The organism is Rhodocytophaga aerolata, assembly GCF_030503435.1.
Taxonomy (GTDB): domain Bacteria; phylum Bacteroidota; class Bacteroidia; order Cytophagales; family 172606-1; genus Rhodocytophaga; species Rhodocytophaga aerolata.
Genome location: NZ_JAUKPO010000010.1, coordinates 46,750 through 60,688, shown reverse-complemented (window position 1 = coordinate 60,688; position 13,939 = coordinate 46,750). Strand labels below are relative to the sequence as shown.

The 13,939-nt window shown below is 41.0% G+C and carries 13 protein-coding genes; 11 read left to right on the top strand and 2 right to left on the bottom strand.

The genetic code is table 11. The features are described from left to right. Window positions 1-293: 293 nt before the first annotated feature. The 11 genes from Q0590_RS17730 (at window position 294) to ggt (ending at window position 10,521) form a co-directional block, all read left to right on the top strand. Window positions 294-905 carry a fumarylacetoacetate hydrolase family protein gene (locus tag Q0590_RS17730; protein ID WP_302038920.1) on the top strand — a complete coding sequence of 204 codons (612 nt, stop codon included), beginning with the start codon at window positions 294-296 and terminating at the stop codon, window positions 903-905. A 164-nt stretch (window positions 906-1,069) separates the two neighbouring features. Next, window positions 1,070-3,028, top strand: a complete 1,959-nt coding sequence (locus tag Q0590_RS17725) for a M23 family metallopeptidase (RefSeq protein ID WP_302038919.1) — start codon at window positions 1,070-1,072, stop codon at window positions 3,026-3,028. 38 nt (window positions 3,029-3,066) lie between these two features. Then, on the top strand, window positions 3,067-3,543 hold the full coding sequence (locus Q0590_RS17720) for a WbuC family cupin fold metalloprotein (RefSeq protein ID WP_302038918.1): 477 nt from the start codon (window positions 3,067-3,069) through the stop codon (window positions 3,541-3,543). Window positions 3,544-3,623: 80 nt separating this feature from the next. Next, window positions 3,624-4,073, top strand: a complete 450-nt coding sequence (bcp, locus tag Q0590_RS17715; RefSeq protein ID WP_302038917.1) for a thioredoxin-dependent thiol peroxidase — start codon at window positions 3,624-3,626, stop codon at window positions 4,071-4,073. A gap of 60 nt (window positions 4,074-4,133) precedes the next feature. Next, on the top strand, window positions 4,134-4,991 hold the full coding sequence (locus Q0590_RS17710; RefSeq protein ID WP_302038916.1) for a transketolase: 858 nt from the start codon (window positions 4,134-4,136) through the stop codon (window positions 4,989-4,991). 328 nt (window positions 4,992-5,319) lie between these two features. After that, a complete protein-coding gene (locus tag Q0590_RS17705) occupies window positions 5,320-5,712 on the top strand; it encodes a hypothetical protein (RefSeq protein ID WP_302038915.1) in 393 nt (130 codons plus the stop codon). Between the two features lie 252 nt (window positions 5,713-5,964). After that, window positions 5,965-6,933, top strand: coding sequence for a transketolase family protein (locus Q0590_RS17700; RefSeq protein ID WP_302038914.1), 969 nt, complete (start codon window positions 5,965-5,967; stop codon window positions 6,931-6,933). 156 nt (window positions 6,934-7,089) lie between these two features. Further along, complete coding sequence (locus Q0590_RS17695) at window positions 7,090-7,629, top strand: RNA polymerase sigma factor (protein ID WP_302039065.1); 540 nt, start codon at window positions 7,090-7,092, stop codon at window positions 7,627-7,629. 52 nt (window positions 7,630-7,681) lie between these two features. Further along, entirely contained in the window at window positions 7,682-8,113 is a 432-nt protein-coding gene (locus Q0590_RS17690) for a hypothetical protein (protein WP_302038913.1), read from the top strand. A gap of 26 nt (window positions 8,114-8,139) precedes the next feature. Next, window positions 8,140-8,592, top strand: a complete 453-nt coding sequence (locus Q0590_RS17685; RefSeq protein ID WP_302038912.1) for a Spy/CpxP family protein refolding chaperone — start codon at window positions 8,140-8,142, stop codon at window positions 8,590-8,592. 219 nt (window positions 8,593-8,811) lie between these two features. Beyond that, window positions 8,812-10,521 (top strand): gamma-glutamyltransferase, encoded by a 1,710-nt coding sequence (gene ggt, locus Q0590_RS17680; RefSeq protein ID WP_378410457.1) that lies wholly within the window; start codon window positions 8,812-8,814, stop codon window positions 10,519-10,521. A gap of 116 nt (window positions 10,522-10,637) precedes the next feature. Here the strand turns inward: ggt and Q0590_RS17675 are convergent, their stop codons facing one another. Next, complete coding sequence (locus Q0590_RS17675; protein ID WP_302038911.1) at window positions 10,638-11,831, bottom strand: porin; 1,194 nt, start codon at window positions 11,829-11,831, stop codon at window positions 10,638-10,640. Window positions 11,832-11,871: 40 nt separating this feature from the next. Next, a complete protein-coding gene (locus Q0590_RS17670; protein ID WP_302038910.1) occupies window positions 11,872-13,437 on the bottom strand; it encodes a HAMP domain-containing methyl-accepting chemotaxis protein in 1,566 nt (521 codons plus the stop codon). Window positions 13,438-13,939 lie beyond the last annotated feature (502 nt).

Genomic DNA, 13,939 nt, shown 5'->3' with positions numbered 1-13,939 from the left:
TTAATTAATTTTATAACTAATACGAACAAGTTCTATTTTTGTATGCATTACCAACCTGAATAAATAAACCACATACCTACAAATGAGCCTTGCAATCATCAGACCAATTTCAACGATACTTACATTCCTGTAAATTTTTGATCAGTAAAATAAAACACCCAACTACCTAAATAAATACTAACCGAAATTACGTACATACATAACTAAACATAATAAACCGAAGTAACGTCCGGAAGGAAAGTCAATAGTACATTCCTTCTTAAACTTTAAAAGGATATAAAAACAAATCATTTATGAAAATATTCGCAATTGGCAGAAACTACGCAGAACACATTAAAGAACTAAACAACGAACGTCCGGAGGAACCTGTTATCTTTACAAAACCTGATACAGCCATTCTGAAAAACAATGCTCCTTTCTATTATCCGGATTTTTCCAAAGATATACATCACGAAGTGGAAATCTTGCTAAAGATAGATAAAGAAGGAAAAAATATAGAAGAGAAATTTGCACATAAATATTACCAGGAAATTGGCATAGGGATAGACTTTACAGCCAGAGATCTGCAGCAGAAAGCTAAAGAAAAGGGCCTTCCCTGGGATATTGCCAAAGGTTTTAACGGCTCTGCCCCCATATCCGATTTTATTCCGCTGAGCAGTATAGCCGATTTACAAAATCTTAATTTTAGCCTTAAAGTAAACGGAGAAGTAAAGCAGCAAGGCAATACCAGCTTGATGTTGTTCAATTTTAATTATATTATCTCCTATTTATCTAAGTTTTTTACCTTAAAAAAAGGCGATATTATTTTTACAGGTACACCCAAAGGAGTTGGGCCGGTAAAAATTGGTGATAAGCTGGAGTGCTTTATCGAAGATAAAAATATGTTGTCGTTTGAGGTGAAATAAAACAGATAAACAGAACAGACGTTAAAATACTGGATGCTATTAAATACATCCGGTATTTTTCCATTTTCTTACATGTAGTGGGTAAATATAATTTTCGGATTTTGCCAGCGAGCAGAAGAATTCTGTTAATTTTATTTGTCCAACACGCTGTACTTCCTGTATTAATGAGTTTATTGAATAACTGCCGCTTTTTAATAAGCAGCCGCGCCTGTTTATTGTTTCTGTGCTGTACTGGTCTGTTCTTTAGTCTGCAGGTATTGAATGCGCCAGGTGCTTTTGCACAAAAACCTGCTACGTATCCCAAAGGGTATTTTATGTTTCCTATCAAACCTGGCCAGACTAACTTTCTGACAGGGAATATGGGAGAGCTTCGCAGCAATCATTTTCATGGAGGCCTGGATATCCGCACAGAGGGCAGGGAAGGCTTACCTATTTATGCAGCTGCCGATGGGTATGTTTCGCGGATCAAAGTAACGACGGCAGGTTATGGCAATGCCCTGTATATCACACATCCCAATGGGTTTGTTACTGTTTACGGCCATATCCGCAATTATAACAAAACCATAGGTGGGTTTCTGCGCAGGCAGCAATATAATGGTAAAACATTTGAGATAGATGTACTGCCCAATAAAGAACTGTTACAAGTAAAAAAAGGAGATATTGTAGCCTATTCCGGAAATACTGGTGGTTCTGGCGGGCCGCATCTGCATTTCGAAATCCGCGATACCTTAGATAATTTATTCAACCCTTTGTATTTCGGCTTCAATGAAATAAAAGACCATATTCCTCCAACTGTTTCAAAACTGGCCATCAAGCCATTGGATATTCAAGCTAGAGTAGAAGGAGAATTCAGCCGGGCTGAGTTTATTCCTCAGAAAAATAGCTCATCTAGTTACTCTATTGTAAAGCCCATTCCGGTATGGGGACAGATTGGCCTGGAAATTCTGGCTTTTGATATGTCGGATGGTACACACAATAAAAATGGGGTTACCTGTATGGAAGTGAAGCTGGACGATAAGGAAATATACACACACCATCTGGAAATGCTTTCATTCGATGTAGGCCGGCATATTAATATACATATTGATTATGAAACAGCTTACCAGACCAACAACCGCTTTCAACGCTTATATATAGCCGATGGCAACAAATTAGCTATTTATAAAACAGACGACAAAAAAGGTAAAATCACTATCAAAGACGAAAAGCCACATAAAGTAACCATTACTATGTGGGATGCACATCAGAATAAATCTACTTTTTCTTTTACTGTAAAGGGAGAATTGCCCAGCAGTGACAACACGCCCTTTAAACCAGTATCGCAGGCAACTATCGTACACACAAGAGTACTGGATAATGTTTTGAAAATTACTGCTAAAAACCCGCAATACCCGGATGGCGCGGCTGTGGTACATGTAGGCAAAAAAGCCGTTACACTGCCAGTAAGCTATCTAGTAAACAATCAGGCTGTTTACCTGTGGGACATGCGCAAAGCCTTGCCCGATTCTGTTCATGTACAGGAGACAACCCAGGTATTTAGCTTTAAAAAAATGGTGCCTGCTGCTCAGGATGTGCAATTTACGATGGATTCATTAAATATACTTTTTCCGGCCAGGTCATTATTTGATACCCTTTACCTGGAAGCTAACCGGGTTGGAGATATCTTTACGATAGGAAAGCCAGTAGTGCCCATGCAAGAAAGCATAGATTTGAGGATAACCCCTGGAAAAATAGTGGCTCCGGAATACAAAACACGTACAGGTGTATATGCCGTTAGCGGAAAAACTTTATCGTATAGAGGGGGAATATGGGTAAATGAGCAATTAAGCTTTAAAATACGGGAGTTTGGAAGGTTTACCGTTGCCGCAGATACCATAGCCCCAGTAATTAAGCTAGAGTCGAAAACGCCCGATAGAATAGCCTGTAAAATTACCGATAACCTCTCCGGAATTTATAGCTTTACTGCCAGCATAAATGGAGAATGGCTGTTGATGCAGTATGATTACAAGAAAAACCTGGTGTGGTCTGATCCGCTCGACGATGAAAAACCGTTGAAGGGAAAGTTTGTAATGGAAGTGGTAGATAATGCCGGCAATAGCACTACCTTTGAAACAACCCTATAATCATTATCCACGATTGCATATTGATGAGACATTACCCGATGATCCGAATAGATAAACAGCTGCTCGACCAGGTTTCCGAAAAAGCAAAGAAAGCTCCCCGCCGGCGGATGAATCACAACTTTCACCAGAGTCCGGAAGATTTGCTGAACCGCATGCTTAATGCCATGGAACCAGATACCTATGTACGCCCGCATAAACACGAAAACCCAGATAAACGGGAAGCATTCATTCTGCTGAGAGGTTCTTTTCTGATTGTGGAGTTTGATGAGAAGGGTAACGTTACAGATCATGTGATATTAAGTAAGGAGAAAGGGGTATACGGCCTGGAAGTTCCTCCACGGACTTTTCATACCTTGATTTCCCTGGAACCTGGCTCCGTCATCTATGAGCTGAAAGACGGGCCCTATATTGTGCAAACCGATAAGATTTTTGCACCGTGGGCACCGGAAGAAGGTGCTGCTGATTGCCAGGCATATAATCAACGTTTACTACAGCAGCTACAGGTTAACGCATAATTTCCTTATTTCTCAGGAAGTTTTTGTATTTTTTTTTCAAAAAGGTATAACTTGCCTGCTGATTGATACCACCTGAAATTATGAAGCTACACGTAGGCGATCCGGCCCCGCTTTTTGAAGGAAAAGACCAGAATGGCAATACCGTAAAACTGTCGGACCTTAGAGGCAAAAAAGTAGTGCTGTATTTTTATCCCAAAGACGATACTTCAGGCTGTACCGCACAGGCCTGCGATCTGCGCGACAATAAAGAGGCCCTGCAAAAGGCTGGTTATGAAATAATCGGTGTCAGCACTGATGACGAAAAATCCCACCAGAAATTTATCAATAAGCACAACCTGAATTTTACCTTACTTGCTGATACCGATAAACAAATTGTAGAACAATACGATGTGTGGAAAGAAAAATCCATGTATGGCCGCAAGTATATGGGCACTGTCCGCACGACATTCCTGATTGATGAAAAAGGCATTATCACCGACATCATCAGTAAGGTAGATACTAAACAGCATGCAAGCCAGATATTAAAGTAATACCAATACCTATTATTTATACTATTCTTAACCTTAATCTTTAAACGCAAAACTTAAAATATGGCAGATATCGAAAAATTGAAAGGCATTGCTTCACAAGTCCGCCGGGATATTGTGCGTATGGTACACGGAGCAAAATCCGGGCATCCGGGTGCTTCCCTGGGCTGTACAGAATATTTTGTTGCCCTGTATTTTCATCTGATGAAGCACGATCCTAAATTCAATATGGATGGCAAGGGCGAAGATCTGTTCTTCTTGTCTAACGGGCATATTTCCCCGGTTTGGTACAGCACTTTGGCCAGGTCAGGATATTTCGAAGTAGGTGAGCTGCACACTTTCCGTAGGCTGGATTCACGCTTGCAGGGCCACCCGGCAACTGCCGAACATCTGCCAGGAATCAGAGTTGCTTCAGGTTCATTAGGACAAGGCTTGTCAGTAGCTATTGGAGCTGCTCAGGCAAAAAAACTCAATGGCGACGACCGTCTGGTGTTTGTACTGATGGGTGACGGAGAGCAGGAGGAAGGGCAAATCTGGGAAGCAGCCATGTATGCAGCCCATCATAAAGTAGACAATCTGATTGCTACAGTAGACCGCAATGGCCAGCAAATAGATGGCCCGGTCAAAGAAATTATGGATTTGATGGATCTTGGCGCAAAATATAAGGCTTTTGGCTGGCAGGTAATCGAACTGGAAAATGGTAATGATATGGAAGCCGTAGTAAAAGCGTTGGAACAGGCCAAAGGTATGACAGGCAAAGGTTCACCAATTATGATCAACATGCATACCGAGATGGGTTATGGCGTGAAGTTTATGATGGGTAGCCATAAATGGCATGGTGTGGCTCCAAACGATGATCAGTTACAAGAAGCCCTTAATCAACTTCCCTTAGGTGAACTGATAGATTACCTGAGTAAATAAACCGGTTCCCTGCTTAGTTTAACAGCGGTTGAAAGCACTATTGCACCAGAGTAAAATGTGTGTGATAGTGCTTTTTGATTATACATAACACAGTAAAATTTTATTGCTGAAGCTTAAACCTTACATAGGCTAACCAGGCTCTTGAATTTTTATACCACTTTATTTCTGTGAAAGTAATTGGCTTTCAATTCACGTATTTGTTTTGCAAAGATAGTGGCCGTACAACCACTTTACAGATAGTACCTATGTAAGAATTCTATAAATAGTAACGCAAAAAGGGAATGGCGAAGGCTTAATTTTATAAGTCCACAATCTATCCCAATCTGCTATGAAGGCTTGTATTTACCTGGTATTATTTATTATGTACGGCTGTTCCATTACCGAATTGCGTCCGGCTGATTTCAGAGATAAGTTTGTAGGTAGATACACCGCAGAAGAAGAAAGTTCTACGGTCTCTACTACCAGCAAGTTCACCATGCAGATAAGCAAATCACCTGAAAAAGACAGCGTGGTTTACATCAAAAATTTCTGGAATGCAGATCTGACCGTAAAAGCTAAAATCAGTGGCTCTAAACTTTCTATTCCTGAGCAGCAGGTTAATAACTTTCGCATAGTCGGGCTAGGTTCTATAAACGGGCAAGAACTAACCATGAGTTATTGGGTAAATGGCGTAAAAAATAATTTTTTTGATGATTGCCGGGTGAAATCTGTAAAAAATTAAGATTTTTAGAGATAATTTTTCCATCTTTGGAAGTGTAAATTTTGTGGCCTAGCTACACTTCGTGTTATTCTGATGATAATTTTATTAAATTCTTATAGATAATTCTGTTAAATCCTTTCTTTCACAAGAGAAAGGATTTTAATTTTACACGCATATACTGGATTTTCTTATAGGGATAGCCGTTTAAACTTGTGTATGTTATACCAATTTTACCTGCTAATCCGCTGACCTTAGACAAACAATTATTAACAGATGAAAAAATACACCTATACCGACAAGAAAGACACCCGTTCCGGCTTTGGTGCCGGTTTTTTAGAAGTAGGCCGTAAAAATCCGAATGTAGTGGGCCTTTGTGCTGACTTAATAGGCTCCCTGAAGATGGGCGATTTTCAGAAAGAATTTCCTGAGCGTTTTTTTCAGGTGGGTATAGCGGAGGCAAACATGATGGGCTTGGCAGCCGGGTTAACCATTGGCGGTAAAATACCCTATACCGGCACGTTTGCTAACTTTTCTACCGGGCGTGTATACGACCAGATTCGCCAGTCTATTGCCTACTCAAATAAAAATGTAAAAATATGCGCTTCTCATGCTGGCGTTACCCTGGGTGAAGACGGTGCAACTCACCAGATTCTGGAAGACCTGGGCATGATGAAAATGCTGCCTAACATGACTGTAATTAATCCCTGCGATTATAACCAAACCAAAGCGGCTACTATTGCTATTGCAGAGTATGTGGGCCCGGTTTATCTGCGGTTTGGCCGCCCGGTAGTGCCGATTTTTACACCGGCAGATCAGAAATTTGAAATTGGCAAAGCATGGATGGTGAACGAAGGAGCAGATGTGAGTATCTTTGCTACCGGCCACTTAGTATGGGAAGCAATTAAGGCTGGAGAAATACTGGCCGAGCAAGGGATAGATGCAGAAATTATCAACATCCACACGATTAAACCACTAGATACACAGGCCATTTTAAACTCTGTGAAAAAAACTGGTTGTGCTGTTTCTGCTGAAGAGCACCAGATGAACGGCGGTTTAGGAGATAGTGTAGCCCAGCTGCTTTGCCGGAATTATTTAGCTCCCCTGGAAATGGTTGGGGTAAATGATACATTCGGTGAAAGTGGTACGCCGGAAGAACTGATGATCAAATATGGCTTAAGCGCCAGTAATATTGTAGATGCTGTAAAGAAAGTAATCAGCCGCAAACAAGAAATATATAAATAAAAGAAATAAATCAGTTTATACATTCATTTGTTAACACCTCATAGATTTTGAAATCTATGAGGTGTTTTTATTTATAGATGGAAAAAATTATCTTCCATTAAACCCTTTCAATAGAAAACCATCTAATGGTAAATGGTGAGCACCACGCAGACACAGTTGGAAGACAAAGAGCTTCTCGACAGGTTCCGGCAGCCGGATACCCAACAGGCTGCTTTCAATGAACTGGTACGAAAATACCAGCAGAAAATCTATTGGCACATCCGCAAAATGGTTATTGATCATGAGGATGCGGATGATCTTACTCAGGAAACTTTTATAAAAGTCTGGAAAAATCTTCACAGTTTTAAGGGAGATTCGCAGCTATACACCTGGCTATACCGCATTGCTACCAACGAATGCCTGAGTTTTCTGGATAAGAAGAAACGCCGATTTTTCCTGCCGATTGTGGATGTAAAGGCGGAGCTGTTAGACAAACTGCAAAGCGGCAATCTGATTACCGGAGACGAAATTCAACTGAAGTTGCAAAAAGCCTTATTACAACTACCCACTAAACAACGGCTGGTATTTAATATGAAATATTTTGATGAGTTAACCTATGAAGAAATATCAGCCATTGTTGGTACATCGGTAGGGGCTTTAAAGTCATCGTACCACCTGGCCGTAAAAAAAATTGAAGATTTTTTGAATAAAAATTAAACGCTGGAAGAAAAAAACCATCTAACATATAAGCTACGGGAGATTAGTTATTATGCCGAAGAAAGAGAAAATATCAATTGATAGACTGGAAAAGAAGCAGGTATATATTGTGCCAGATGCTTATTTTGAAGATTTACCTGCCAACATCCGGCGCCGGTTGAATGGAGTTCAAAACGCTGATAAACCTGCTATCTCCTGGGTTAGGTACAGTGTTGGCTTGGCAAGCCTATTTCTGATACTTTTAGCCAGCTACTTCTGGGTTGCCGGTTCTCAAACGCAGAATACGCAGCAGCTTATTTCAGAAATAGCCTATACCGAAATTATTGATTATCTGGAAACACAGGAATTATCACAATACGATATTATAGAAGCAGCTTCGGATGCCGAGGTTACTTTCGACAGTCAGTTCTTTCAACAGACAGATATTAACCCTGAACTCTTGATGGAAGAAGCCGATACAGAATTATTGCAAGAGTACATGTAACGAAGACGAAACAAACGATTACCAACATGAAAAATATATTCTTCTTAATGGTTTTTGTATGCATAAGCCTGACAAGCCTTGCACAAAGGCCATCTTCCGGAGCCAGAGAACGGATCAGTACGGCAAAAATAGGATTGATTACAGACCGCCTGAATCTTTCTACCGAGCAAGCTCCCCAATTCTGGGCTGTATACAATGAATATACAGATAAAAAAAGAGACATCCGCAGACAGATACGTGGCATGAGAAACGAAACTTCTACCATTACCTCAACCGATGAACAGGTGCAAAAGTCGTTGCAGGATATGATTGCCCTTCGCCAAAAAGAAGTAGATCTGGAGAAAGAATACATGAATAAATTTTTAAAAACTATTTCGGCCAGGCAATTAGCAGAACTCTACAAAACAGAGCAGGATTTTACAAAATTGTTGTTGGAACGGCTGGAAGATGGGCATACCCGGCACCGGCCTAATGATTAAGCTACGACACTCATTTTATCTAGTAATTAAATACACACAAGTCTGAAAACTTCCGGAGTACTGCTTCGGAAGTTTTTTATTTTGTCTACGACATCTAAGGCAGCCAACAGGATTATAAAAAGGGATTATTGTATATTTAATAGGACTAAAAGTTCTTTTACCCCCTATTTAGTTGTTTTTGTTTATCTTACTACGATAGAGCAATAACCTTCTACCTATATGCAGTATATCAATCTCCGGCAAGTAACTCTTATGGTTACTTCAGTACTATTGCTTGCTACGGCTTGTACTACGCAAACTAGAATACCACAAGCCGAACCAGTAACGGCTACCAATGGCATGGTAGTTTCCGCCCATCCGGAAGCTTCCAGAGTGGGCGTGGAAATATTGAAAAGAGGAGGAAATGCGGTAGATGCCGCCATTGCTGTGCAGTTTGCTCTAGCCGTAACTCATCCGGCTGCTGGCAACATCGGAGGGGGTGGATTTATGGTGTACCGTAGTGCCACTGGTGATATCAGTACCCTGGATTTCCGGGAAAAAGCTCCGGCGCTTGCTACTGAAACCATGTACCAGGACTCTGCCGGAAATGTAATTGCTAACCTAAGTATTGATGGGCATTTAGCCGCAGGTGTGCCAGGGACAGTAGACGGCATGATAGAAGCACACAAAAAATACGGTTCATTACCCTGGCAAGAACTCATTCAGCCATCCGTAGAACTAGCCCTTACAGGTGTAAGGCTAACCAGGAACGAAGCAGATGGCCTGAACCGGAGTAAAGAAGGTTTTATTACACACAATACCCATCTGCCGTATCTGGTTAGAGAGGAAGCCTGGAAAGAAGGCGATACTTTAAAGCATCCAGCGTTAGGACAAACCCTGGAACGCATACGCAACTTAGGCAGAGCAGGCTTTTATGAAGGTACTACAGCCGAAATGATCGTACGGGAAATGCAAACCAATAAGGGGATTATCTCATTAGAAGATTTAGCCAATTATCATGCTGTGTGGCGTGAGGCTATTGTGGGCACCTACAAAGGCTATAAAATTATTTCCATGCCGCCACCCTCCAGTGGAGGAATAGCCTTAGTGCAATTGCTGAAAATGGTAGAAGATTTTGATCTGAGTAAAAAAGGATGGCAAGCCCCGGAAACAGTACATCTGATGACAGAAGCCGAAAGACGCGTATATGCTGACAGGGCAACCCACCTGGGTGATCCGGACTTTTATACTGTCCCGGTAAGTAGCCTGCTGGATGAAAAATACCTGTCAGAACGACGGGCTAATATTTCAGCAGCTAAGAAAACACCTTCTTCTGAGATAAAGGCAGGTATGTTTGCCTTGAATGAAAGCAATGAAACAACCCATTTTTCTGTTGTAGACAAAGCTGGCAATGCGGTAGCCATTACGACTACCTTAAATGGCGGATATGGCTCTAAAGTAGTTGTGAAAGAAGCAGGTTTTCTCTTGAATAATGAGATGGATGATTTCAGTATTAAACCGGGTGTACCAAATATGTTTGGCCTGGTAGGGGGTAAAGCCAATGCTATTGTGCCAGGGAAACGCATGCTTTCTTCTATGACACCCACCATCATTGAAAAAGAAGGAAAATTATTTATGGTAGTAGGTACGCCAGGTGGCTCTACTATTATTACTTCTGTGTTTCAAACGATTCTGAATGTACTTGAGCATGACATGAATATGCAAGAAGCAGTTAATGCCAAACGTTTTCACCACCAATGGTTACCAGATGAGATTATGGTAGAAACTGGCGGTTTTACACCAGAAACCAAGCAGGCATTGGAAGCTAAAGGGCATGTAATCCGGGAAATTTCTTCTATCGGCCGGGTAGATGCCATACTGGTAAAAAAAGGAGGTAAACTGGAGGGCGGTGCCGATCCAAGGGGCGATGATACGGCCATGGGTTATTAACAGTATGCCTGTTTAGTATTCCATTTAAAACAGAACACCCGGACCTATACCTACGTCCGGGTGCTGAACAAAGTGGCTGATTGAAATGTTTTTGACTTACTAAAAAGGATCGAGACTTACAGCATAATCAGAAAACCTAACCCTACATAATCTCCTTTTTCAAAAGTTACTCCATCCGTATAGCCATTTTTTCCGTGACCTTCCTGCCATACATAGTGTAAGCCGAGTTTGCAGTTTTTCTTATTCATATACCAGTTTACCCCGGCATCATAAATACGGTCTTGGCCATTAAATTGGCCACCTTCCTGCCCATCATAAAAAGTCATAAGAAAGGTAGGTTCAATAAATAGCTTCTTGTTGATGATCAGGTTGTATCCTCCCCGGATGTGGCCTGTTCGAGCATGTACCTGTTTTACTTCCGTAGATCTGTCTAAAGCCATCCATTCCCCATCCATATTAAAGTTTAAGTAATTCACTAGTACATCTACTCCTTTGGTCATATTTAAATTGTATATATCTGTGTGACCTTGTCTGGATGCATTTACGCCAATAGTTACGCCTTTCCGTTTATTGAAATAATTGATATCATAGCTTATGCCATATTTATCCATTTCCGGATCTCCAAAGCTGAAAGCCAGCCTTCCGGTAAGCAGCGGACTATAAAGTACACCAGCTGTTTCTGTCTGGCTGGAAGTAGTGTTGTTGTTAAATAAACCTACGTTGTAGTTCATACTAACGAACCCTTCTTTTTTAAGCCCTCCAATATTGATACCCATGGTGCGGCCATGATTTTTACCCATCATATGCTGGCGGATGTAGGTCTGGGAAAGGGATTTTTCAAAAGAGTTGACTGCAGTATACGCTGTAATACATTCCCGGCTCAACTGTGGACGAAAATAGCCAAAAGTTAACGTAGCCAGATCATGTTTAGAGCTCATTTTCCAGCTCATAAACGCATCCCAAACGCCAATTTGTCCATCGTTTATGCCGGCCCTGGTGCCGCTGTAACGGTCTCTGCCCAGGTTATCATAAAATAAAGACAAGTAGTAGGAAAAGTTTTTGTAGGGAGTACCCTTAAATCCAAGACGGGCTCTGCGGGCTGTTATATTCAGCCGGTTAACGACAGGCTCCAGAGACTCATCCGGGGATAACCTGGCTTTTTCGCCCATCGTATAGGTAGCCCAGGATTGCACCACAGCAAAGGGTTGAATGAATTTATATAAGCTATCTTGCTTAAGGAAAGTTGATTGCTGGCAGAAGGCTAAACCTGGTAATACGAAAGCCGACAGCAGCAGTATATATTTTTTCATGATAGATGTATAGTCAGTGAACAGATGAGAAAAGCACAGCTTAAGTAAGCGGCGTAAGCTTTCCTTTTATAGGAGATTTTGCTTCGGCATTCATCTTGAATATAGCTACAGACTCAATCAAGCCATAGGCTTGCCCGGTTAACTCTTCTGAGCTGGAAGCCAATTCTTCAGCCAGGGCTGAGTTTTCCTGAATAACTTTTGTTAGTTTTTGAACGGCTACATTAATCTGCTCGGCAGAGGTATTTTGCTCGCCACTAGCCATAGAAATCTTCTGTACTAGCTGGGCAGTGGTGTGAATTTGTGGAATAATATCGGCTAGCAGCTTGCCGGAATGTTCGGCGGTTTTTACACTGGCGAAAGAAATGCTGTTAATGTCTTTGGCTGCTTTTTGAGAATGTTCGGCTAGTTTTTTTACTTCATTGGCTACTACCGCAAATCCTTTACCTGCCTGGCCGGCATGAGCTGCTTCAATGGCTGCATTTACGGCCAGCAAGTTGGTTTTTCCGGCTATCTCATTAATGACGGATACTTTTTCCAGAATGGTTTTCATAGCCTCAATCGTCTGTGTTACAGATTCATTAGCCACTTTAATATTTTCTGATACTTCTTTGGCAATCTTCTCGGTGTGCTGGGCATGCATAGAGTTATCATTGATACTGGCGGCAATCTGTTGAATAGAAGCAGAAATTTCTTCAGCTGCAGACGCCTGCTCGTTTACTCCGCTGGATATTTGCTGCGCAGATGAAGATAACTGATTACTGCTGGCTAAAAAGTTCTCGGCACTGGTTTTAATGCCGCTTACGATCTGAGCAATTTTCTCAATCATTAGTTTTAAGCCTGCCAGTACAGAGCTTGTTTCATCTTTGCCCAATACCTCAATTTGTTTAGTCAGGTCTCCGGTAGAGATGTTTTTGGTTATTTCTACTGACTGAGACAGGGGGTTGGCTATACTTCTGGTTAAAATTAAGCCGCTCAAAAGAAATACTACCACGATGGCAGAAAATATAGAAACCGAATTGTTCCGTATGTTTTCACTGATAGCCATGTTTTCGTCAAAGGAGTCGGCAGAATCTTTTAAGTGCAGATCGGTAAATTTATTCAACGACTCCCGCATGGGTTCAAAAATGCTCTGGTATTCAGTAAAGTACAGGTGAGAAGCTTTTTGATAGTCGCCACTTTTCAGGCTTCTGGTAATATTCTGGCTAACAGAGGCAAGATTTTTATAATTCTTCCAGAATTCTTCATTTATACGGGCATACATTTCTTTCTCTTCGATATAGGAGATCTCTGAGAACTTTGTATACCGTTCCTCAACTTGCTTCATATTAACATCAATATCGTTGACCAGTTTATTAAACAGATCCGGATTTTCGTATACTTCTTTTTGCAGACATTGACTAATGGCAATGCTAGCCTGGTAGGCATCTCTATCGGCTTCAATCAGGTAGTCGATACTGAGAAGAGAAGCGTTAATCTCTACTACGGATAGTTTAGAGGAATCGAGGCTTTTTAGGTTATACCATAGATTTACCACGCTTAGCAGAATAATTAAACCGAAAACGAAGTATAATCTTTTCCAGATTTGAAATTTGTATAGAATTTCCATAGTAAGTAACGAAGTATATTGAAAGTGTTAGATTGTGTTATTTGCGTTAATAAAGAGCCGTTTCTCAAATCTTCCTTCTGTTTCCAACTCCCTTAATAAAAAAGTTTAGTGCATGTACTTGTATAAAAATCTAAGCCCAGGTATATAACTGAAGTCCTGAGGAATACAGTTTTGCCGGTATTAGCTCCATATCTTTTGCCGCTTACCTAAAAAATAATGTACATGTACTCTTTCGAATTGCAAATAAGTAGCTTATGGCCAGAATAATTCTGATTAAAAGGCTATTCATCCTTTTTATGTAATGTTTTGCTGCTTGTTGTTTAGGCAACTTGCACAAGTCCAACGCCTAGCCGGTTTTCAGGAATGTATATTAAAGGCGGTAGTGTTGAATTGCTGAGACAGGAGGTATTATTTTATAAAAAGTTGAAGGCACCCGCATGAAAAGCAAGGTATCTGCAGAAACAACAAGAGAAGATACAAAAAATAGATTAACACCTACTGA